This window comes from Enterobacter sp. 01-M-02-SI-ECC (assembly GCF_047530595.1).
Lineage (GTDB): Bacteria > Pseudomonadota > Gammaproteobacteria > Enterobacterales > Enterobacteriaceae > Enterobacter > Enterobacter cloacae_M.
Genome location: NZ_JBLKCZ010000002.1, coordinates 454,603 through 475,722, shown reverse-complemented (window position 1 = coordinate 475,722; position 21,120 = coordinate 454,603). Strand labels below are relative to the sequence as shown.

Sequence of the window (21,120 nt, the reverse complement as noted above, 5' to 3'; positions counted from 1 at the left end):
TATTTTTTGCCTTCCTGCTCATTCAAGCTTCAGCGGTAGTTCACGATGACAGAATTACTCTGCACTTTCAGCGCCGGGATTAAACGTCCCCCGCCCGGCACTTCCCAGATGAAACGCAAAGGTTCAATAGCCGGTACGCCGTTGAATGCCTGCGTCGTGCCATTTTCGCCGTCGATTTCCGTGCAGCGAGTCTGAGAACAAAGGCGCACCCGCAGCCCTGCGGGCGTTGGGCCAATCAGCCGGTAATTCCAGACCACAAGACCCATCTGACCGGAAACGCCTTCAGCAGGCGCCAGCGGGTTAGATGACATGGCGACGCCCCGGTTGCTGAGGGTCACCCCCATGCTGCTTGCCTGCCATGTGCCCTCCCCAGCAGCGTGCGCCGCCAGCGGGAAGAGCAAAATCCAGAGCCATTTACGCATTATTTTCCTCCAATCGTCGCGGTCATGCGGATATGACGGTTATCCGATAGCTCCATATTCGACAGCACGACCAGCTGATTCAGGCTACGACGCAGGAAACGCGACAGCAGCGGACGCAGCGCATGATTAACCAGCAGCACCGGCGGTGCGCCCAGCATCTCCTGGCGCGCCAGCGCCTCCTGCGTTTGCGCCAGCAGACGGTCCGCCAGCCCCGGCTCCAGGCCGCCCCCGCCCTGCAGGGCCTGCAGCAGCAGACGTTCAAGCGGCGTATCGAGGCCAATAACCTGCACTTCTCCGGTTCCCGGGAACCACTGCTGGGTGATCGCACGACCCAGCGCCACGCGTACCACCGCCGTCAGCTCGTGCGGATCGTTTTGTATCGGCGCATGCTCGGCAAGGGTTTCCAGAATAGTGCGCATATCGCGGATCGGCACTTTCTCTTCAAGCAGGTTTTGGAGCACCTTGTGCAGCGTGGTTAAGGTCACCACGCCCGGGACCAGATCTTCCGTCAGCTTCGGCATCTCCTGCGTGACGCGGTCCAGCAGCTGCTGCGCCTCCTGACGGCCAAACAGCTCTGCCGAGAATTGCCCAATCAGGTGATTAAGATGGGTCGCCACCACGGTACTTGCTTCAACAACCGTATACCCCTGGATTTGCGCCTGCTCTTTCAGGGCACTTTCAATCCAGATAGCGGCCAGGCCAAAGGCCGGGTCGATAGTTTGCTCGCCCGGCAGCGTGCCTGCGGCGGTGCCCGGGTTAATCGCCAGCCAGCGGCCCGGATAGGCATCACCGCTGCCAATTTCGACACCTTTCATCAGAATGCGATAGCGCGCGGGCGGCAGGTCCATATTGTCGCGGATGTGTACAACCGGCGGCAGGAAGCCCATATCCTGGGCGAATTTTTTACGGATACTGCGGATACGGCCAAGCAGCTCGCCATCCTGCTGGAAATCGACCATCGGAATCAGGCGATAGCCCACTTCCATTCCCAGGGAATCTTCCAGCTGAACGTCGTTCCAGGTCGCTTCGACGGCCTGGGTATTCTCCGGCATTTTTACCTGAACAGGCTCCGCTGCCGGTTTGGTTTCACGGCCGCGCATCCACCAGGCAAGCCCCAGCAGACCCGCAGTAAACAGCAGGAAAACGAGATTTGGCATCCCCGGCACCAGGCCGAGCAAACCCAGAACGGCAGCGGCCAGCAGCATCACGCGCGGGTTGCTGAACAGCTGGCCCACCATCTGCTCGCCAACGTCCTGATCGGTACTCACGCGGGTCACAATCACACCCGCCGCCGTGGAGATAACCAGCGCCGGGATCTGCGCAACCAGACCGTCACCAATGGTCAGCAGCGTATAGCTTTCCGCCGCGTGGCCCATGTCCATCCCGTGCTGCAATACACCCACCAGCAGGCCGCCGACCACGTTAATCACCATGATCAGAATGCCCGCGATGGCGTCACCGCGCACAAACTTGCTCGCACCGTCCATGGAGCCGTAGAAGTCCGCTTCCTGCGTCACTTCCGAACGGCGTTTTTTGGCTTCATCTTCGGCGATAAGACCGGCATTCAGGTCGGCATCGATCGCCATCTGTTTGCCCGGCATCCCGTCCAGCACAAAACGCGCGCCCACTTCCGCAATACGCCCTGCACCTTTGGTGATAACCATAAAGTTGATAATAACGAGGATAACGAACACCACGATACCGATAGCGAAATTGCCGCCCACCAGGAAGTGGCCGAACGCTTCAACCACTTTACCTGCCGCTGCCGCACCAGTGTGACCTTCCATCAGGATGATACGCGTGGACGCGACGTTCAGCGCCAGTCGCAGCAGGGTGGTAAACAGCAGAATGGTCGGGAACGCGGCAAACTCCAGGGTACGCTGGGTGAACATCGCCACCAGCAGCACCATAATGGACAGCGCAATATTGAAAGTGAAAAGCAGATCGAGGATGAACGCCGGGAGCGGCAGTACCATCATCGACAGAATTAGCAGGATCAGAATCGGCCCGGCAAGGATTTGCCATTGGGTCGATTTCAGGTTGCCGGGCAGGCGCAACATTGCCACCAGATTAGCCATCAGAGTCCTTCTCGTTCATAAAATCCAGCGCGGCAGGCACCGGAAGGTTTTCAGGTTTTACAGGCCGCTGACCGCCAGCCAGACGCCAGCGCTTCAACTGCCACACCCAGGCCAGCACTTCCGCCACGGCGGCGTAGAGTTGTCCCGGGATCTGTTGTCCGATATCCGCATGGCGGTAAAGGGCACGCGCCAGCGGAGGGGCTTCCAGGATCGGCACGCGGTTTTCAGTACCAATTTCCCTGATACGGAGTGCGATCAGCCCCGCCCCTTTCGCAACGACTTTCGGCGCGCTCATTTTGTTTTCGTCATAGCGCAGCGCAACGGAATAGTGCGTTGGGTTGGTAACAATGACGTCGGCCTTCGGCACATCGTCCATCATGCGGCGACGGGCGGCGGCACGCTGCATCTGGCGGATACGCCCTTTTACGTGCGGGTCACCTTCCATCTGCTTATATTCGTCACGGATATCCTGACGCGACATGCGCAGCTTTTTGAAGTGGGTATAAAGCTGGAAGATCACGTCAAAACCCACCATCGGGATAATGCTGAGCACCACAAGCAGCGCGCAGAGCCCGACCAGATTCAGCGCGTTGCTCATCGCGGTGAGAGGCGATTCGCTGATAAGACGCATCATTTCTGGCCAGTGGTACCAGAGGTAAAAGCCTGCGGAACTGCCCATCAGCACCGATTTGAGGACGGCTTTGAGCAGCTCAGCCCCGGTCTGCGCAGAGAACATTTTCGCAATACCCGGCAGCGGGTTCAGTTTGGAAAATTTCGGTTGCAGCGATTTGGCACTGAAAACCAGACCGCCGAGCATCACCGGAGAGACCAGCGCGACCAGCACAACCCCGGTAATCAGGGGCAACAGCGCGATCATGGCCCCCTTAATAAGCTGAATAATCTGGCTGAGGATCAGATTCGGATCGTTGACCATGCTGTGGTCAAAACGTAAGCCGGTGGACAACATTCCCGCCAGCTTTCGGGCGAGCGACTCCCCGCCCCACCAGATAATGCACACCCCTACGATAAGGATCAGCAGGGAAGTTAATTCTCGGGATCGGGGGATCTGCCCTTCCTCACGCGCTTTTTCTAGCCGGTGGGGTGTGGGGGCTTCCGTTTTGTCGTCGTTCTCTTCTGCCACAGTGCATGCTCAGCCCATTACGTCACGGGTATCATGCCAGCGCAGTCTTTCATCAATGGGTTGAAAAAACCCTATAACCGGGTCTTCTTTTCGAGTTTACCCCCCTCCGCACGTTGGGTGACGAAAGGAGAGTGAGCAATGATCGAACAAATATAGTCGAGCTTTTATGATGTTTTCGTATAAAAAATGAATTAAGCGCAGTTTCAAAGAAGATTTATGCTAAGAACATTACTGAAGAAAACCAACATAGCCGTCGAATTTAATCATCTGGCATTGCAGAATTGATATAACTATGTAAATTGAAGAATTCAGAGTAACAGGTATTATGTAAACCACTAACATGCTTAATCCAAAAATGGATTCATCTATATAACATTAGTCCTGTAACACACTTAACGGAAGAAAATTAAACGTTATAATTTCACGCGACATAATTTACTTTTCATAAAAAAGCAAAATGTATGCCAGATATTTCTTTTTACTTAAAGGGACAATTAAGATGAAGTTCAAAAAGAATATTATTTCGAGCGTAGTCTTTGCAACAGTCTCGATGAATGGTTTCGCCGCAGAAATGAATGCCGGCACGATCCACTTCACAGGCGAAATTATCGAATCAAGTTGCACCATTCAGGGTGACGATGGCACGGACAGTACAATTCCACTGGGTACCTATCCAATATCATTGTTTACGGATGTTGGTACGGAAACCGCACTTATGCCGTTCTCTATTACGCTGGCGAACTGCCCGTTAAAAAGCGATGGGCTTCCGGCTGTACAGTTGACCTTTAACGGCCCAACAACCCTGACCGGAACCAATACGCTACTGGACGTCAGTAAAATTACCACCACGGGTGAAACCGCGGCCACTGGTGTCGGCGTTGCCGTCAGCCAGGCGGGTAAAAATGATCAACTCATCACCATGGACGGCGCTGAAGAGCAAGTCTATATCGAGCTTGCGACAAAACCCTCAGATACGATTAAGGCTGACTTTAATGCCCGCTATAAATCGTTTGCATCCACAGTGACCGCCGGTCCGGCAGATGCTGATATGACTATAAATATTCTTTACCGTTAATAAATTCACTATTGACATTCAGAATATATATATATGGCATCATGACGTTTAAGGAGTCATGCTCTGATAATAGTCCGAACCCGAATTCGGACTATTATCATTTCCCCTCAACCTCCTTTATTGAAGGTTTCACCATGCGCATTTTACTCCAGGTCTTATTATGGATTCCTGTTATTGCGAGCACCTTTTGTCACGCAGCAGGTGTTCAGATCGGTCGCACACGCATAATCTACGATGCCGCGAAAAAGGAAGTTGCCCTGCCCTTACAAAATAATGATAAAGAACTTCCCTGGTTGATACAGTCATGGACGGATACGGGTGATGGTAAAACGCACGGACCGTTTATCGTGACCCCCCCTCTTTTTCGACTCGATCCGCAAAAAGAGCAAAGCCTGCGCATTACCTGGAACGGGACAGCCTTAGCAGGGGATAAAGAGTCGCTGTTCTATATGAACGTGCGAACCGTTCCTGCCACGGCTACGGATGAGGGTGACAAAAACGTCCTGCGGTTAATCTATAAAACGCGTCTGAAACTGTTCTGGCGCCCTGTAGGTCTGAGCGGAACACCCTCTGAAACCTGTAAAAACCTGCGCTTCGCTCGTCATGGTCAGCAGCTCACTGTCATCAACGCGGGGGCGTTCTACAGCGTCTTTGACTCACTTGCGCTGGGCTCGCACAAAGTGGAGAAAGCAGATATGGCTGCCCCTAAATCCCGCGTTGACATTCCTCTCCCTGACAATGCTCAGGGGACGAGCGTCACCTGGCGCTGCATCACCGATTACGGCAACGCTTCAGAAAAATACACTTCCACACTTGCGCAGGATTAAAAGACCGCGATGATGACAGGACGTAATGATTTGTCATACGGGCGGCTCTTTAGACTGAATCCGCTTCTTCGCTGCCTTAGCGGTGTCTTGCTCATGGCGAGCTTCTCGACGCTGGCTCGTGAGTATCGTTTCTCTCCCTCATCGCTGGAAGGGGACATGCTGGCACAGCAGGATATCGACCTTTCACTCTTTTCGAAGTCGAATGCTCAGCTACCCGGCACCTATTCTTCACGAGTGCAGGTGAACGAACGCCGCTTAAGCACCACCAATATCGCTTACGTCAGCTCTCCGGAAGGGTCACTGATACCGCAGCTCACACCGGATATGCTGCGGGCATGGGGGGTTGCGATCGATCGGTATCCCGCCTTGCTTGCGTTACCCGCCAATAAGGCTTTGCCTGAAGATATCAGCAACTATATCCCTCTGGCCTCCGCGCGGCTTGATTTTTCAACCATGACGTTAGCGTTGAGTATTCCTCAGGCTGCGTTAAGTGGGACTGGTCACGATTACATCGATCCCTCGCGCTGGGACGACGGTGTACCCGTGTTGTTCAGTGACTACGCTTTTTCAGGATCAAAAAATAAGGACAGCGGCGACAGCAGCGCCACCAGTCAGTATCTGAATTTGCGCACCGGCGCCAACCTGGGTGGCTGGCGAGTGCGCAACTATTCTACGTGGAGCAATTCAGAGAGTGAAAACCTGTGGGAAAATATCAATACCTTTCTGCAGCATGATGTTGACGCCCTCAAGGCGCAGTTCACGGCCGGAGAAAGCAGCACGCGTGGCGAGGTATTTGATAGCTTACAGTACCGGGGCGTTAACCTTGCGTCGGATGAAGAGATGCTTCCCTATAGCCAACGCGGCTATGCCCCTGTCATACGCGGCATCGCCAGTTCAAATGCAGAAGTCTCGGTGCGCCAGAACGGCTATCTCATCTATCAGCAAAATGTCGCGCCGGGCGCGTTCGAAATCAACGATCTCTACTCCACGACCAACAGCGGCGATCTGGACGTTACGGTGAAAGAGGCTGACGGCACCGAGCATCGCTTTACGCAGCCCTACTCCAGTATCGCGGTTATGCTGCGGCCAGGGCGTATGAAGTATGAAATGACCGCAGGCCGTTATCGTGCTGAAAGCGGGAGCGACCAAAAGGAACCCGACTTTTTCCAGGGAAGCATGATTTACGGTTTAAATAACCTTCTCACCTGGTTTGGAGGGCTGACCCTCTCGAAAGACTATAACGCCGCCAATACCGGAGCCGGTCTGGCGCTCGGGCCGCTGGGCTCGCTGTCGGCTGACGTTACCCTGGCCGACACCCGGCTAGACGATAACAGCCAGCATACCGGCCAGTCATGGCGTCTGCTTTATACCGGTAAACTGGATTCGACCAATACCAACTTCAGCCTCGGCAGCTACCGATACACCAGCCGCGGGTATTACAGCTTTACCGACGCCAATCAAAAGCGTGACGGTCACGAAGACGATCTGCTGTTTCGTTACAATAAACGCAACCGCATTCAGGCCAGCGTGAGCCAAACCGTTGCTGGGGTGAGTCTGTATCTAAATGGTTATCAGCAGGATTACTGGGGCACCTCTAAAAAAGAGCGCAGCCTGTCGGTTGGATTAAATACCGTTGTTGCCGGCACGAGTTATCACGTGGCCTATACGTACAGCAAAACCAATGACGAAGAGTCTGACAGGATGGTCTCTTTAGGGTTTAGCATTCCGCTCACCAGATGGCTGCCGCGCGCCTGGAGTAGCTATAACATCAGCAATACTAAAAATGGCTATACGCGGCAAAACGTGGGCCTCAGCGGCACGCTGCTGGACGACGAGCGTCTGAGCTACTCGTTACAGCAGAGCCATTCCAACCACGACGGGGAAGATATCAGCAGCGTCTACGGCAGCTACCGCTCGCAATACGCCAACCTGACCGCAGGCTATTACGCCTCCACTAATAACTCTCAGCAGCTTAACTACGGCATTAGCGGCGGTATTGTTGCCCATCCTCAGGGCGTCACGCTGGCTCAACCTTTAGGCAGCCAGTTTGCTATCGTCAACGCCAACGATGCGTCCGGCGTCCGTTTCCTGAACCAGCGGGGTATTCAGACCGACTGGCAGGGTAACGCAGTCATTCCATCGCTCACTCCGTACCAGGAGAACAATATTCGTATTGATACCGCGAGCCTGCCGGAAAATGTAGACAGCAGCGATACCGCTATCACCGTCATTCCATCGCGCAACGCGGCGGTGCTGGCCAGATTTGACGCCCACACAGGCTATCGGATGCTGGTCACCCTGAAACGTCCAAACGGTCTCTCCGTTCCGTTCGGTGCCATCGCGACCTCTAGCGCCCCGGTGATGAGCGGCATTGTCGACGAAACCGGCACCGTCTATCTGGCAGGGATTGGAGAGACCGCACAGCTCACCGTGAAATGGGGCAATGGTACGGGCCAGCAATGCCACGCCAGCATTACGCAACAGTCAGCCAACCAAACCGAAAGCCCTAACGGTATTCGCTCGGTTAGTGAGCTTTGTCAGCAGGAATAAGCACATGAGAACTATATTCAAGAAACTGGCTGTCTGGGCGTCATTGACCGCGGCCTTGAGTCTGGCCACAACCAGCCCGTGCGGGGGAGCCGTGACTTTACTGCATAACTGCTTCGGTGCGCCGCAAGCCTACACCACTTCGTTCGACCATGAGTTTTCGGCCAGCGAAAATATTGCCAATCATGACTATGATGTGCCAAATCATCTGGTGGGAGATGGCCCGGCTATAGTTGCCAACTGCACCTGCCCCGGAAATATGTTTTCTTCGAGCATGGTCTATGAAAAAACGTTTGCCGGGAGTCCGTTGAATTCTGGAACAAACGGATACGGCTACCTGACTGAAAAAATCGATGCCGATATCACCGCCTACGCTGATGCCATTAATTCTCCGGACGGCACTTCTTTGACCCCGCTACCTGTCAATGAATACCCGACGTCCAGGGGAAATATGCGTAGCACTACCGAGAATGCGCTCGCCAAAACGGAGGGAGATGCTAACGTCTGCAGTAATGGCACCCAGCCGAGCAATGCCGCTGCAATAAAGCGCAACTTCCGCTGGAACGTCGTTGCGATCATGCTTCACGTTAAAAAACCCATCCTGGGTCAAGAGGTGATCCCTTCGACGATCGTCGCGCAAAACTATGCCTGTCTCTATTTCGGTACGGGGGCAAGCTGCGATCCTGGGCAGGCAGAACAGGTCTCTGATATCTGGTTTAGCGGCACGCTATCTGCGCCGCTAAGCTGCACCATCAATGAAGGCAGCACCATTGAGGTTGAGTTCGGCAGCATTGTCAGCAAGCAATTCGTCATCAAGGGGCAACCGCCAAAACGCTATGCCCTCAAAAACGTTGATATTACCTATCACTGTGATGATAACGCAGTGGGAAACTCGGACCGGATAAAGCTTACGCTCACTGCAGATCAGGGCGTTGTAGATAGCAGTATGCCGTACATTGCAAAACTTCTGGACAGGGACGATCTCGGGGTGCGTATATATGATGAAAACAGTCAGAACGTCGCGCTGGATGGTACTTATGAATTTCCTGTAATGATGGACGGACAGGGAAACGGTAGGGTCAAAATTCAGGCTGCACCGGTCGGCACGACTGATATCCCCCCTGTCCCGGGCCGCTTTGAAGGTAACGTGACAGTGAAGATGAATCTCCGCTAACCGAAATACCCTCAGGTTGACGCCGCAGCCTGAGGGTAATCAGATCAATTAGAAACCGAGGCTGTCCAGCAGGTCGTCTACCTGATCCTGGCTTGCCACAACGCCCGCTTTGCTGGCGTCGAGCTGTGGACCATTGAGCAGGCTTTCGTTCTCGCGTTTTGGACGGGCTGCCGGTTCCGGAATGTTCTCCAGCAGAACCATCAGCAGCTGACGCTCAATCTCCTGGATAACATCCATCATGCGCTTGATCACCTGACCGGTGAGGTCCTGGAAATCTTGCGCCATCATGATGTCCAGCAGCTGGGCGTTGGTGAAACTGGTGTGGCCCGGCACATCACCCAGGTACTGACGGGTATCCGTCACCAGCTCGCGGGCATCCGCCAGCTCGATAGGATTCTCAAACCACTCGTCCCAGCGTTTGCTCAGCGCTTTCGCCCCCTTTTCCATCGCATCCTGGTGCGGCTGTGACGCTTCAACGCTGTTCAGCGCACGTTCCGCGGCCTGAGCGGTCATCTGCACAACATAGTCCAGACGATCGCGGGCATCAGGAATGGCTTCCGCCGCTTCGGCAATCGCCTGATCCAGACCCAGCTCGCGCAGGCTGTCACGCAGCATGCGCGTCAGGCTGCCGATGCGGACGATGATATCGCTCGGCGAGTGTTCTTCAACGGGTTTCATAGCAGGTTGCAACATTTCCATCACCTCACATGCCGAGTTTCTCGAAGATCTTACCGAGCTTCTCTTCCAGGGTTGCCGCGGTGAATGGCTTCACCACATAGCCGCTTGCGCCCGCCTGTGCAGCGGCAATGATGTTCTCTTTTTTCGCTTCTGCAGTAACCATCAGAACCGGCATAGACGCCATTCCCGCATCGGCACGAATGGTTTTCAGCAGTTCCAGACCGTCCATGTTAGGCATGTTCCAGTCGGAGATAACAAAACCAAATCCGCCAGCCTGCAGTTTGTTCAGCGCATCAACGCCGTCTTCTGCTTCTTCAACGTTGTTGAAGCCCAGCTCTTTCAGCAGGTTGCGCACGATGCGACGCATGGTGGAAAAGTCATCCACAACCAAAAACTTAAGCTCTTTATCCGCCATAAAATAATACTCCTGAGTCAAATACGTATTGCCTGTCCGGCACTGATTTTCGCCAGCATCTGCTGGCTTACCTGGCTAAGATCGACCACTTCGCTCACGCCACCCATATTGATGGCCTCGCGCGGCATGCCGAACACCACACAACTTGCTTCATTCTGCGCAATCGTCCAGGCGCCAGCCTGGTGCATTGCAAGCATTCCGGCGGCACCATCGTTGCCCATCCCCGTCAGGATCACCCCAACGGCGTTGCGCCCCGCATGTTTCGCCACCGAATGAAACAGCACATCCACCGACGGACGGTGCCGGTTGACCGGCGGTCCGTCATGAATTTTGATTTGATAGTTAGCGCCGCTGCGCGCCAGCTCCATATGCTTGTCGCCCGGGGCGATATAGGCATGTCCCGGGAGCACGCGCTCGCCGTCTTCCGCCTCCTTCACGCTGATCTGGCACAGCTTGTTCAGGCGTTCGGCGAACGAACGGGTAAAGCCTGGCGGCATATGCTGAGTGATCAGAATACCCGGACTTGAAAGCGGCAATGGCTGGAGTACATGACGAATTGCCTCTGTTCCTCCGGTTGACGCCCCAATGACCAGCAGTTTTTCCGAGCTGAGTAAGGGACCGGCCTTCAGGGTCGCAGGCGCGGCCAATGGCGTATGGGCAGCAAGCTTCGCACGCGACGCGGTGCGGATCTTCTCGGCGATCATTTCGCTGTAGGCCAGCATCCCTTCGCGTATGCCGAGCTGCGGTTTGGTGACAAAATCCACCGCCCCCAGCTCCAGCGCGCGCAGGGTGATCTCCGATCCTTTCCCGGTCAGGGAGGAGACCATCACCACCGGCATAGGCCGCAGCCGCATTAATTTTTCGAGGAAATCGATGCCATCCATGCGCGGCATCTCGACATCCAGCGTTAGCACATCGGGGTTATATTTTTTAATTAAATCCCGCGCTACTAGCGGATCGGGCGCGGTTGCCACCATCTCCATGTCGCTGTGGCTATTGATAATTTCAGTCATGATCTGACGCATCAGCGCTGAATCATCGACAGACAACACCCTGATTTTACTCATGCTTTTTCCTTACTCAGCGCATATACCGTTTGCCCACGCAGGCTAAACTCACGCACGAGGTTGCTGAAGTTTTCCGAGTGCCCGGCAAACAGTAAACCGTCAGGCTTGAGCAACGGAACAAACCGACGCAGAATGTCCTGTTGCGTCGTTTTATCAAAATAGATCATGACGTTACGGCAAAAAATGGCGTCGAACGGCCCCGGCACGTTGTACTGCTTATCCAGCAGGTTAACGGGCGCGAATTCGACGCAGTTCGCCAGCTCCTGGCGTACGCGCACCAGGCCTTCATGCGGGCCCGTCCCGCGCATGAAATAACGCTGCAGCTGCTGCGGCGACAGCGTTTTCAGTTCATCCTGGCGATAAACGCCGTTACGCGCCTTCTCCAGCACTTCAGTATCGATATCGCTGGCGTAGACCTTCCAGCGTCCCGGCGCCATTCCCAGCGTATCGGCAAGGGTGATCGCCAGCGAGTACGGCTCTTCACCCGTCGAGGCGGCCGCACTCCAGACGCGATACTCCCCGGTGCGACGGCGCGCATGCTCGGCCAGAACCGGGAAGTGGTGAGCTTCACGGAAAAACGCCGTCAGGTTGGTGGTTAACGAGTTAATAAAAGCCTGCCACTCGGCGCTGTTCTGGTTCGCCTCGAGCATGCTCAGATAGCGGCCAAAATCATCCAGACCCAGCGTACGCAAGCGCCGCACCAGACGGTTGTAGACCATGTCCCGCTTATGATCCGCAAGCACGATCCCCGCACGCTGGTAGATTAACTGACATATCCGACGAAAATGCGCGTCGGACAGCGCGAGGCGCTGTGTCATCTGCAACAATAATGACGTTTGCCCAGGGGGCATTGGTGATGTCATAGCGCCTTCTTAATTACATTCAGGATACAACTGGCACGGCCTGCGACCGCCCGACTTCTGTTACTGCTTCAACGTGCTCTTTCACATTAAATACCGCGACCAGTCCGGTCAGACGATCCGCCTGGCTTGCCAGTTGGTCGGTTGCCGCTGCCGCTTCCTCAACTAACGAGGCGTTCTGTTGCGTCACCTGATCCATCTGGCTGACGGCCTGGGCAACCTGCTCAATGCCGCGGCGCTGTTCGTCCGACGCCGAGGCAATTTCGCCCATGATGTCGTTCACCCGCGTCACGGAGGTGACGATCTCGTGCATGGTTTTCGCCGCCGTATCCACCAGCGTTGAGCCCTGCTGAACGCGCGAGACCGACTCTTCGATCAGGACCTTAATTTCTTTCGCCGCGTTGGCGCTGCGGCTCGCCAGGTTACGCACTTCCCCCGCCACCACCGCAAATCCACGCCCTTGCTCACCGGCGCGCGCCGCTTCCACGGCGGCATTCAGCGCCAGAATGTTGGTCTGGAACGCGATACCGTCAATCACGCTGATGATGTCGCCAATTTTCTGCGAGCTGGTGGCAATCTCCTGCATGGTGCTGGCGACATGGGACGCCTGGTCCCCGCCTTTCTTTGCCGTCATCGCCGCCTGTTTTGACAGGTCAGACGCCTGACGCGCGTTATCGGCGTTCTGGCCTACCGTCGCGGTCAACTGCTCCATGCTGGCCGCCGTCTGCGCCAGCGAGGCCGCCTGCTGCTCGGTGCGGGACGAGAGATCGTTGTTCCCCGCCGCAATCTCAGAGATCCCGGTGTGCATGGCATAGCTGCCCTGCCGCACGTCGCTCACCGTTTCCCGCAGCGATCCCTGCATCGCCTTCAGGCTGGCAAAGATCGCCGAAATTTCGTTTTTACCGAACACCGCCACAGGACGCGCCAGGTCGCCTTTCGCAATGCTGTCGAAGTGGCTGCTGATAATCGCCAGCGGCTGCACAATCATTCTGCGCGACCAGAGCAGCGCCCCGCCGGTCAGCAACCCTGCCAGAATCACCACTACGGCAAAGATGATGCCCGACATGTGATAGCTTTGACGGCTCTGGTCACCGGCACGCTGAACAGACTGGTTAATATCCTGCTGCCACGCGTTAAAGCTGCCGTCAAACGCCGCCTGAGACGCCTGAACCGGTGCGGTCATAAAGTCCGAAAGCTGGTTGTTCTCAAGCCACGTCGCCTGGTGGTCCAGATCGCTATACCACTGTTCAAAGTTCGTCTTCATGGCGGCCTTCAGCGCTTTCTCTTTCTCGCTGTCGGCGGCCTGCGCCGTAAAGGCTTTAAACTGTGCGTCAGCCTGCTTCAGGCTGTCGCGCGCGGTCGCCATCAGCGCTTTAATGTCATCCGGCGGATAACTCAGCGCGGTTAAGGTTCCCGCCTTGTTCAGCGCAGTGCTTGCCTGCAACAGCACGGCACGCGTTTGTGCCAGTGCGGAGCGCTGCTGATTACTCGCCTCAACTTCCTGCAAATTCTGATAGCCATCGCGAAACGCCCAAAAAGACAACCCGTTACTGCCAACCTGCAACACACCGCAAAGGATCAGAATCAAAAACAGTGTGGTCGAGATACGAATACGATTTAACATCCACGCTCCCATCAAGCGGCAAGCAGCCGCGGTTTAATTGTCAGTCAAAATGTTTCCCAGTTTTCATCTTGTCCGGTCGTCGCGGTGCGCGTACGGTTTGCAGCCGATTCAGCGGCTGGCGCGCGATACGTCGCCAGCGGGGTGACCGAGTTTCCAGCGAGTGAAGCGAGACGAAACGCCGAGACGGCCATCTTCAGACGGCTCGCCTGGTCTTCCAGAGCAGCGGCCGCCGCAGCGGACTCCTGCACCAGCGCGGCGTTTTGCTGTGTCACGCGATCCATTTCCGATACCGCCAGGGCAACCTGGTCGATACCACGACTCTGCTCATCGGACGCAGAGGCGATTTCACCCATGATGTCCGTCACGCGGGTAACGGCATTCACGATGTCATTCATGGTCTCCCCGGCGCTTTCCACCAGCACGGAGCCGGTATCCACGCGGGAGACGGAATCTTCAATCAGGGACTTGATCTCTTTTGCTGCGTTGGCGCTGCGGCTGGCCAGGTTGCGTACTTCCCCGGCCACCACGGCAAACCCGCGCCCCTGTTCGCCCGCGCGCGCCGCTTCCACGGCGGCGTTCAGCGCCAGAATGTTGGTCTGGAAGGCAATGCCGTCGATGACGCTGATGATGTCGGCGATTTTCTTCGAGCTGTCTGCGATTTCGTGCATGGTTTTCACCACACCATCCACCACGCGTCCGCCGCGCTGCGCCGTCTCGGAGGCGCTTTCTGCCAGCTGAGACGCCTGGCGGGCGTTATCGGCGTTCTGCTTCACGGTCGCGGTGAGCTGCTCCATGCTGGCGGCCGTCTCTTCCAGGGCGGAAGCCTGCTGCTCGGTTCGGGATGAGAGATCGTTATTCCCCATCGCAATTTCGCTGGTGCCGGTATAGATAGCCTCCGACCCGTTGCGCACGTTGGCGACGGTTTCGATTAACGAACGCTGCATATGGTCAACGCTGTTTGCCAACTCGGTGATCTCATTGCGCCCGGAGACGGTCAGCGTTTTGGTCAGGTCACCGCCGGCGATTTCACGAATATGGGCAATGACGCGGCCGAGAGGGTTTAGCAGGATATGGCGAATGCCGTACCAGACCGCAACCAGCACAATAACCAGCGCCAGCGCCATCACGGCCATCTGCCATTTCGCAAAGCGGTAGTCATTCTGGCTTTCCGTAAAGGCCGAGTGATAGAGATCGCCGCTGGCCTTCGCGTATTCCCCCAGCGCCGCGCCGAGTGCGTTTTGCATCCCCTGCGTCGGCTGCGCGAAATAGGCGTCCATATTGCCGCTCTCCAGGAACTGAATCAGCTCTGCCAGACCGGCATGATAGGCGTTGTATTTTTCGTCAATGTTCTGGCTCACCTGCTCCATTGCAGGCTGTGGGGTAATCTTTTTAAAGGCGTCGTAATGTTTAGCGGCATCAGCGAGGGTGGCACGGGCATTTTTCAACAGATCGGTTTTCGCGCTGCTCTGCTGATTGTTCGGGTCCATCATCATGCGCGCGGACGAGCGGCTCAGGTTGATGCGCGTTTGCAGCATCAGATCCCACGTCGACGTGAGTTCACTCTGCTGCAGGCGGAGATCGTTCGAGGCCGCGAAGCTGTCCTGGTTCTGTTTTAATGACGAGAAAAAAAGCCCGCCGGAGATGAGCTGAAGAAGTGCGAAAATGACCAGCACCATCATGAGCATTGTGACAACGCGGATACGGTTCAACATACAACACCTTCTCATAGATTTATTAACGGTGTTATCGGCACAGCCCACAGGAACTTTACATTTGCGAAAGGGAAAAGCGCGGGGTTAAAACGCCACGTCGACAATCAGCGTGTCGGTGTAGGTTCCGGCGGGCGGCGTGGCCTGATTGGTCAGGACTTTAGCGGTGTAGTTGTAGGTGCGCAGTAAACCGTCGGTACTGACCTGGGACGATACCGCGCTGGTCCAGCGCTCGCTGCCGCTGCCGCCCCAGCGGTTACCGGTGGCTTCCTTATAGATGTCGTAGCTCATGGCGTTGCTGCCGCTCACCATCCGCCGCACGTTGTTCAGCGCGTTGGCGCCGTTATTAATGCCGATGGTATACGAACTTCCTTTGGTACAGGTGACGGCAATCGCCTGCGAGACGGTGGGGAAACTTTGCACCAGCGGCGCGCTGTTGAAGTTCACATCTGGCGTTGTCATGGCGCTGCAGTCGTTGGTGACGGTCATATCGAGCAGGATGGTGGTTGTCGCGGTTCCCGTCTGATTGATTGTGCAAACGCCAAGCGCGCCCACGGAGCAGACGCTGTAGTTAATGCTGAAGGTTAACTGCACCTGATATGGCCCGGCAGTCACGTTTTGCCCGGCGACGGTGCGGAAATAGAGCGGAATGTTGTACTGCTTTGACCCCAGCAACCCCAGCAGGGTATTCCCGCTCCAGGTATACGATTTACTAATCTGTACCTCGCTGCTGCTCGCGCATCCTGATAACCCGCACAGCCGGGTGGGGATGACGTCGGTGATGGCCGCATTATCCGTGCGTTTCATCGTTGCCCGACTGCTGCCCGAAACCGATGCCGCGGTGTAGGTCAGCGTTACCGAGTCGCTGGTCAGCAGATTCAGCACGGCATCGCAGGCCACCACCAGCGTGCCGGAGGTTTGAACTTCGCCGGTTCCGCCGAGCGCGAACGAGGTGACGCTGCCAAACGACGCATTAACCGTGCTGACAGTACACGCCGCCCAGCCGCCGCCGGAGAACAGCAGCAGGATCAACAGCAGCAGGCGCGTCATGGCGCCTCCCGGCAAATCAGCGGCCCGTAGGTTTTCAGCTTATGCTCCGGATTGGCCTCCACGGTCAGAGTTGTCTTGCAGCGCCTCCCGTCAGGTGCGATCACCTCCAGCGGGTTCACATCGCTGAGATTTTCCAGCCAGGCGATGCCGTCATACCCCACCACCGCATTGCTGCGCGAGGCGCGTCGAACCTGGCTTCCCACCGGCAACGCCTTCCCGCGCGCGTCATGCAGAATAACGCTTGCCACCCGCTCCTGCTCCATCGGGAAATCGACCAGATAGCCGCTGTGACGCCGAATCGCGATCCGGCGTTCGGTCTCTTTCAGACGGGTATCCGCCGGCAGATTCAGAGTATCAATCCGGTAGCTTGCGGGGTAATACGCCGATACCCCGCTCACCAGCAGGTAGCCGTTGTTATTGGTTTTACCTACGGGCTGGTTCTCATAGCTGACGGGCACGTCAGGGTGGCCGTCGGTACTGATGACCACAAACGCATCGTTGATCTTATTCGCCGCGAACAGCTCGCCGTCCATAAGCACAACGGCGCCCATCGCCTCGCCCCACCAGGTCATGGTATCCCTTTCGCCATAGCCGCCGCCCTGCAGCTCGATATTGTTATTGCGCCAGCCCAGCGTACCCTGTTGATAATCACTGGATCTCGACTGGTTGGCCCAGGCCATGTTCCAGCTGAACCCACCGTCAGAAGGCATGGAGTGGTTGTAGTTAATGCGCTGGGTACTGCCTGCATCCGGAGTGTTTTCGACGGTGACGGCAGCGCTGTCGCGTGCGCCCAGCGGCACCTGCAGCGACAGCGCGACCGTCCAGTCTCCCCGCTGCCGATCCCGGCTGCCGGCCAGATAAATGCTGCTCGCCCCCCACAGGTTGCGGCTCCAGGAGAGATTAAGCAGCTCGGTTTTTTGGCTATCAAAACTCTCCACGCCGATCCAGGCTGCACCGATGTTGCCGTACCGTCCCAGATTGAAGGTCAGCGAATACTGGTCCGTATTACGGCTAAAGCTGGCGATGGGCTTATCGTTTTCGTCATACACCGTCGGCTGGTCGTAAAGGGCGAGATTGCCAAAGCCGCGGTCGCGACGCGTGTGCTGGGTGGCGACGCTAAACTCGCTGGTACTGTACTGGTAACCCCAGTTGATTTGCCCGCCCGCATCACCGCGCATGCGGCTTTGCGAGTAAGAGGTATTCACCACGCCAAACTGACCGAGTTTTATCACCGTCCCCGCGCCGCCCAGCGCCAGCTCCTGCGCCCCTTCCGCGTGGCCCTCGAGGGTTAGCCAGTCCGTCATTCCGTAGCGATACGAGCCGCTGCCGGCTGCCGGACCGTAGTCAAAATTCTTGATACCGTAATTACGCCGCAGGCTGCCGAGCGTCACGGCGCCGTCGCTCAGCCCTTGCTTAAGCAGGTCGCTGGTGACGTAAAACGGTAGCGTGGTGCTTACCTGGCGCCCCAGCGCATCCGTCGTGACCAGCACCGCATCCCCGGCCCCGTTGATATAGGGCAGATTGGTCAGGGTGAAAGGCCCCGGCTGAAGCTGGGTTGAACCGGAGCGATAGCCGTTGATAAAGAGATCGACCGAAGTGGGTACCGCGGCTTCCCCCGCGAACTCGGGCAGCGGCCATGTCACCAGGTCAGGACGCAGGGAGAAATCCCGCCCGACGCTTATCCCCCCTATTCGCACGCTGGAGCTCCAGCTCAGGGCATCGCTGATCACGTCCCCGGCGCTCCAGCTCATCGCGTCATCTTCGTTGGTGAACAGCAGGGTCGTGTCATAGCGGACATACCCTTCCTGCTGGCCGTGGTTACCGGTGAAATTTTCCCGCGCGTAACCGGTCGAGGAAAACGAGCCGTTCTCGTTGAAGTAGCGGAACTCATGCCAGATCGACGCCTGACCGCCGATATGTTCCGTGTGGTTGGTGTAGAGATCGTAATTCAGCAGCGCGCCGCGCCCGAAGTGCGGTTTGGCCTGCGCCGCTTGCGGGCTGAAAGGCGTCACGCGGGCCGTCACCCAGTCGCGGGGAACGGTCAGCAGCAGGCGCTGCGCGGCGCTGTCGTACTCCACCCGAACCTGAGCAAGCGAGGAGAGATTTACCTCGCCAGTGGGAACGTGCGCCGGGGGCAGCCCCGCGCGCAGCAAATCGGCGCTGGAGATAAAGAAAGCGCCTTTACGCTGCGTCACGGGCACGACCAGGCCGGTGTCGTAGTGATTGACCACGATGGCCAGCTGGAAAACCGCTTCATCATTTATCGCCTGTGCCTGGGGAGGCGGCGGCAAACTGTCGTCGCCGGGCCTGGCCAGTGTCGCGGAACTGACGCATAGCAGTATCATCATCGCCGGCTTCAGTTGACGGGCGTCGACTGCCATTGTTCGTCCCTGGCATTAATCTGCGCGCTCATCCGCTCTGGCTGACGAACGCCAGCGGGTATAGGCCAGCTGCGGGTGCTGCCCGGCAGGACGTAACCCAGCAATCCCTCCGCCACCGTGCGTTTCTGACCTCCCTGCTCCAGCGCCACCTGGCTCATCCTGACGTGGACATCCCCCCGATTTTTGACCTCCAGCGCAGGCTTACCCTCAGCCTGCGTCACCCGCCAGCTCAGGTTTTGGGTCTCCACCAGCGCGTGATGCGCCCCCTCTTTGATGGTCGGGATCCCCTGTCCATATACGAACAGAGGGATGGAGTAACGCATCTGCAATTTCAGGCCGATGGCGGGTTCAGCTTTGGCATCTGGCTGGGGGATTTCATCGACGATAATGCGATAGGCCTGTTCGACCCCTGCAGGAACCGTAGCCTGTTTGATAAGGCGAATGAGCTGCTTGCTGCCTGTGCCAATCGTGACGATGGGCGGGCTGGCGACCACGTCCTGCTGCGCGGTATAGCGCTCGTGTCCGTCCTCCTGCTTCCAGCGCACGATGCGGACCTGCATCGTCGTGGCGCTGTTTCCCTGGTTCTGGATCCACAGTTCCGTGGCGTTGGCGTCCGCTGCAAGCCAGGGATCGATGGGCCAGAGCAGGATGGTGGCGGCCGCCTGCGCCTGGCCAGCAACCGCCATTCCCAACGCGCCCGCCAGACAAACCGGTCTGAAAAATGGCTTCATCAACACTCTCCCTTTATTACCATGACAAGGTCACGGTGAGCTGATCGGAATAGGTTCCCGCCGGGCTAAACCCGGTCAGTAGCGCCACGCCAAAAAGCGGCAGCGCGATGTTATTGCTGTTGGTATAGGTCACCGCTATCGCCTGGTTGACGCCAATTTCGCTGTTCGCGGCCAGCGAGCTGCTGCTGTAGAGCCGGTATGGCACCATATCGACGCCGTTCGCGCGCTTCATGCGACGAACGGATGAATAATTTTGACCGCCATTAATGCTCATGCTCAGCGCCACGCCTGGCGTACAGGCAATAGACAACGCCCCGTTTGGCACAAAGCTGGTGCTGACCGGCGCGCTCTCGACGCCGTTATGGCTGCCAAAATCCAGCGTACCGAGAAGCCCTCCGCTACCGGTGGCCACCGCGCATCCCGGGACAATCGTCGCGCTGACCTTAAAGGACTGGGATGTCACCGCATCCGCCGTGGGCATCATGAGCAATCCGACGATCATCGCGAAAAAAGGCTGCACGCGTCCCTCTGCGCATTTGCGCAGACCTGTGAGAGATGCCTTCATGGCGGTTCGGGACTAGTAGGTGACGCTGACGTTAATCGTGTCGGTGTAGGTTCCCGGAACGACCGTCACGCTGTTACCGCCGCCGGTAATCCGTCCGTAGAGGGTGTAACTGTCCACCCCTCCGGCCGTAGAGGCGATCGGCAGCGCGGCGTTATTGGCAATCACGGTGTTAAACCCGCTGTCGCTGTACAAGCTGTAAGCCACGCCCTGTGCCGCGTTGGCCGTATTCACCAGATAGCGTTCAGGCGTGCCCGGCGAACCGACAACCGAGCCGGGCGCGGTGGAGTGGGTATTACCGGTGATCGCGACCGTATAGCTGGCGGTCGTACATTGAATGGTGAAGGTGTTTCCGCCGCTGGCGCCGCTCAGCTGCGTCGTAAGCGTGGAAAAGGTTGCCGGATGGGTACCGAAATCGAGCGTACCGAAGTTAATGCCACTTTGTGCGGGCGAGCCGTTTATCAGACACCCGTTTGTCAGCGTCAGCGTTGCACCGATGGTGCCGCTGCTGGTGACGGCCAGCGCCTGATGGGCCATTGTCGCAGTCAGTAAGGTGCCTGCGCCGATCAAAAGGAGTTTTCTTTTCATTTACCACCCTCCAGAAGACGTCTCCGTTCCCTTGCCACATTTTATTTTTGTCGTTCAAGATGTTAGCCCCGCTTAACGTTCCTCTGAGGGGTTACTGAGAATTTAGTTTACGGATATCGCTTCGACCACCTGCCCCTTAACGCATAAGGCATATGTCTTATTGACTAAATTTTATTATAAATAACAGTAAG

Annotated in this window: 18 protein-coding genes; 4 read left to right on the top strand and 14 right to left on the bottom strand. The window is 56.8% G+C overall.

Annotated elements, in window-relative coordinates; all coding sequences use genetic code 11:
* Window positions 1-29: 29 nt before the first annotated feature.
* Genes flhE through flhB form a run of 3 tightly spaced genes read right to left on the bottom strand, consistent with a single transcriptional unit; the run spans window position 30 to window position 3,641 of the window.
* Window positions 30-422 (bottom strand): flagellar protein FlhE, encoded by a 393-nt coding sequence (gene flhE / locus ACMWLG_RS05365; RefSeq protein WP_045404450.1) that lies wholly within the window; start codon window positions 420-422, stop codon window positions 30-32.
* Complete coding sequence (flhA, locus tag ACMWLG_RS05360) at window positions 422-2,500, bottom strand: flagellar biosynthesis protein FlhA (RefSeq protein ID WP_023312249.1); 2,079 nt, start codon at window positions 2,498-2,500, stop codon at window positions 422-424. The genes flhE and flhA overlap by 1 nt, the downstream gene beginning before the upstream one ends.
* Window positions 2,493-3,641, bottom strand: coding sequence for a flagellar biosynthesis protein FlhB (flhB, locus tag ACMWLG_RS05355; protein ID WP_045404447.1), 1,149 nt, complete (start codon window positions 3,639-3,641; stop codon window positions 2,493-2,495). The genes flhA and flhB overlap by 8 nt, the downstream gene beginning before the upstream one ends.
* Before the next feature lie 499 nt (window positions 3,642-4,140).
* On the opposite strand from flhB, the gene ACMWLG_RS05350 reads away from it, so the two are divergent.
* The 4 genes from ACMWLG_RS05350 to ACMWLG_RS05335 all read left to right on the top strand — a co-directional run bounded on the left by ACMWLG_RS05350 (window position 4,141) and on the right by ACMWLG_RS05335 (window position 9,264).
* Window positions 4,141-4,716 (top strand): fimbrial protein, encoded by a 576-nt coding sequence (locus tag ACMWLG_RS05350; protein WP_045404445.1) that lies wholly within the window; start codon window positions 4,141-4,143, stop codon window positions 4,714-4,716.
* Between the two features lie 134 nt (window positions 4,717-4,850).
* On the top strand, window positions 4,851-5,543 hold the full coding sequence (locus ACMWLG_RS05345) for a molecular chaperone (protein WP_045404442.1): 693 nt from the start codon (window positions 4,851-4,853) through the stop codon (window positions 5,541-5,543).
* 93 nt (window positions 5,544-5,636) lie between these two features.
* Window positions 5,637-8,093: a fimbria/pilus outer membrane usher protein gene (locus ACMWLG_RS05340; RefSeq protein ID WP_226855182.1), complete on the top strand. Its 2,457-nt coding sequence runs from the start codon at window positions 5,637-5,639 to the stop codon at window positions 8,091-8,093.
* A 4-nt stretch (window positions 8,094-8,097) separates the two neighbouring features.
* Window positions 8,098-9,264, top strand: a complete 1,167-nt coding sequence (locus tag ACMWLG_RS05335; protein WP_047634886.1) for a fimbrial protein — start codon at window positions 8,098-8,100, stop codon at window positions 9,262-9,264.
* Window positions 9,265-9,312: 48 nt separating this feature from the next.
* Here the strand turns inward: ACMWLG_RS05335 and cheZ are convergent, their stop codons facing one another.
* The 11 genes from cheZ to ACMWLG_RS05280 form a co-directional block, all read right to left on the bottom strand.
* Window positions 9,313-9,957: a protein phosphatase CheZ gene (gene cheZ / locus ACMWLG_RS05330; protein WP_023312251.1), complete on the bottom strand. Its 645-nt coding sequence runs from the start codon at window positions 9,955-9,957 to the stop codon at window positions 9,313-9,315.
* A gap of 10 nt (window positions 9,958-9,967) precedes the next feature.
* A complete protein-coding gene (gene cheY, locus ACMWLG_RS05325; protein ID WP_008500431.1) occupies window positions 9,968-10,357 on the bottom strand; it encodes a chemotaxis response regulator CheY in 390 nt (129 codons plus the stop codon).
* A 17-nt stretch (window positions 10,358-10,374) separates the two neighbouring features.
* Window positions 10,375-11,424 carry a protein-glutamate methylesterase/protein-glutamine glutaminase gene (locus ACMWLG_RS05320; RefSeq protein WP_023312252.1) on the bottom strand — a complete coding sequence of 350 codons (1,050 nt, stop codon included), beginning with the start codon at window positions 11,422-11,424 and terminating at the stop codon, window positions 10,375-10,377.
* A complete protein-coding gene (gene cheR, locus ACMWLG_RS05315; RefSeq protein WP_008500429.1) occupies window positions 11,421-12,287 on the bottom strand; it encodes a protein-glutamate O-methyltransferase CheR in 867 nt (288 codons plus the stop codon). Before cheR ends, ACMWLG_RS05320 begins: the two co-directional genes overlap by 4 nt.
* Before the next feature lie 19 nt (window positions 12,288-12,306).
* Window positions 12,307-13,908, bottom strand: a complete 1,602-nt coding sequence (tap, locus tag ACMWLG_RS05310; protein ID WP_045356785.1) for a methyl-accepting chemotaxis protein IV — start codon at window positions 13,906-13,908, stop codon at window positions 12,307-12,309.
* Between the two features lie 44 nt (window positions 13,909-13,952).
* Window positions 13,953-15,620 carry a methyl-accepting chemotaxis protein II gene (gene tar, locus ACMWLG_RS05305; protein ID WP_045404436.1) on the bottom strand — a complete coding sequence of 556 codons (1,668 nt, stop codon included), beginning with the start codon at window positions 15,618-15,620 and terminating at the stop codon, window positions 13,953-13,955.
* An 84-nt stretch (window positions 15,621-15,704) separates the two neighbouring features.
* Window positions 15,705-16,667, bottom strand: a complete 963-nt coding sequence (locus tag ACMWLG_RS05300; RefSeq protein ID WP_414762955.1) for a spore coat U domain-containing protein — start codon at window positions 16,665-16,667, stop codon at window positions 15,705-15,707.
* Window positions 16,664-19,048 (bottom strand): fimbria/pilus outer membrane usher protein, encoded by a 2,385-nt coding sequence (locus ACMWLG_RS05295; RefSeq protein ID WP_045404429.1) that lies wholly within the window; start codon window positions 19,046-19,048, stop codon window positions 16,664-16,666. Before ACMWLG_RS05295 ends, ACMWLG_RS05300 begins: the two co-directional genes overlap by 4 nt.
* Entirely contained in the window at window positions 19,024-19,779 is a 756-nt protein-coding gene (locus tag ACMWLG_RS05290; RefSeq protein ID WP_045404427.1) for a molecular chaperone, read from the bottom strand. The genes ACMWLG_RS05295 and ACMWLG_RS05290 overlap by 25 nt, the downstream gene beginning before the upstream one ends.
* Before the next feature lie 16 nt (window positions 19,780-19,795).
* Complete coding sequence (locus tag ACMWLG_RS05285; protein WP_045356795.1) at window positions 19,796-20,344, bottom strand: spore coat U domain-containing protein; 549 nt, start codon at window positions 20,342-20,344, stop codon at window positions 19,796-19,798.
* 12 nt (window positions 20,345-20,356) lie between these two features.
* Window positions 20,357-20,929 (bottom strand): spore coat U domain-containing protein, encoded by a 573-nt coding sequence (locus ACMWLG_RS05280; protein WP_045404424.1) that lies wholly within the window; start codon window positions 20,927-20,929, stop codon window positions 20,357-20,359.
* Between the last annotated feature and the right edge of the window lie 191 nt (window positions 20,930-21,120).

What these genes read in the sequence shown, in the direction of transcription:
- flhE (WP_045404450.1), bottom strand. Translation starts at nt 422, where the DNA reads ATGCGTAAATGGCTCTGGATTTTGCTCTTCCCGCTGGCGGCGCACGCT.
- flhA (WP_023312249.1), bottom strand. Translation starts at nt 2,500, where the DNA reads ATGGCTAATCTGGTGGCAATGTTGCGCCTGCCCGGCAACCTGAAATCG.
- ACMWLG_RS05350 (WP_045404445.1), top strand. Translation starts at nt 4,141, where the DNA reads ATGAAGTTCAAAAAGAATATTATTTCGAGCGTAGTCTTTGCAACAGTC.
- ACMWLG_RS05345 (WP_045404442.1), top strand. Translation starts at nt 4,851, where the DNA reads ATGCGCATTTTACTCCAGGTCTTATTATGGATTCCTGTTATTGCGAGC.
- ACMWLG_RS05340 (WP_226855182.1), top strand. Translation starts at nt 5,637, where the DNA reads ATGGCGAGCTTCTCGACGCTGGCTCGTGAGTATCGTTTCTCTCCCTCA.
- ACMWLG_RS05335 (WP_047634886.1), top strand. Translation starts at nt 8,098, where the DNA reads ATGAGAACTATATTCAAGAAACTGGCTGTCTGGGCGTCATTGACCGCG.
- cheZ (WP_023312251.1), bottom strand. Translation starts at nt 9,957, where the DNA reads ATGTTGCAACCTGCTATGAAACCCGTTGAAGAACACTCGCCGAGCGAT.
- cheY (WP_008500431.1), bottom strand. Translation starts at nt 10,357, where the DNA reads ATGGCGGATAAAGAGCTTAAGTTTTTGGTTGTGGATGACTTTTCCACC.
- ACMWLG_RS05320 (WP_023312252.1), bottom strand. Translation starts at nt 11,424, where the DNA reads ATGAGTAAAATCAGGGTGTTGTCTGTCGATGATTCAGCGCTGATGCGT.
- cheR (WP_008500429.1), bottom strand. Translation starts at nt 12,287, where the DNA reads ATGACATCACCAATGCCCCCTGGGCAAACGTCATTATTGTTGCAGATG.
- tap (WP_045356785.1), bottom strand. Translation starts at nt 13,908, where the DNA reads ATGTTAAATCGTATTCGTATCTCGACCACACTGTTTTTGATTCTGATC.
- tar (WP_045404436.1), bottom strand. Translation starts at nt 15,620, where the DNA reads ATGTTGAACCGTATCCGCGTTGTCACAATGCTCATGATGGTGCTGGTC.
- ACMWLG_RS05300 (WP_414762955.1), bottom strand. Translation starts at nt 16,667, where the DNA reads ATGACGCGCCTGCTGCTGTTGATCCTGCTGCTGTTCTCCGGCGGCGGC.
- ACMWLG_RS05295 (WP_045404429.1), bottom strand. Translation starts at nt 19,048, where the DNA reads ATGGCAGTCGACGCCCGTCAACTGAAGCCGGCGATGATGATACTGCTA.
- ACMWLG_RS05290 (WP_045404427.1), bottom strand. Translation starts at nt 19,779, where the DNA reads ATGAAGCCATTTTTCAGACCGGTTTGTCTGGCGGGCGCGTTGGGAATG.
- ACMWLG_RS05285 (WP_045356795.1), bottom strand. Translation starts at nt 20,344, where the DNA reads ATGAAGGCATCTCTCACAGGTCTGCGCAAATGCGCAGAGGGACGCGTG.
- ACMWLG_RS05280 (WP_045404424.1), bottom strand. Translation starts at nt 20,929, where the DNA reads ATGAAAAGAAAACTCCTTTTGATCGGCGCAGGCACCTTACTGACTGCG.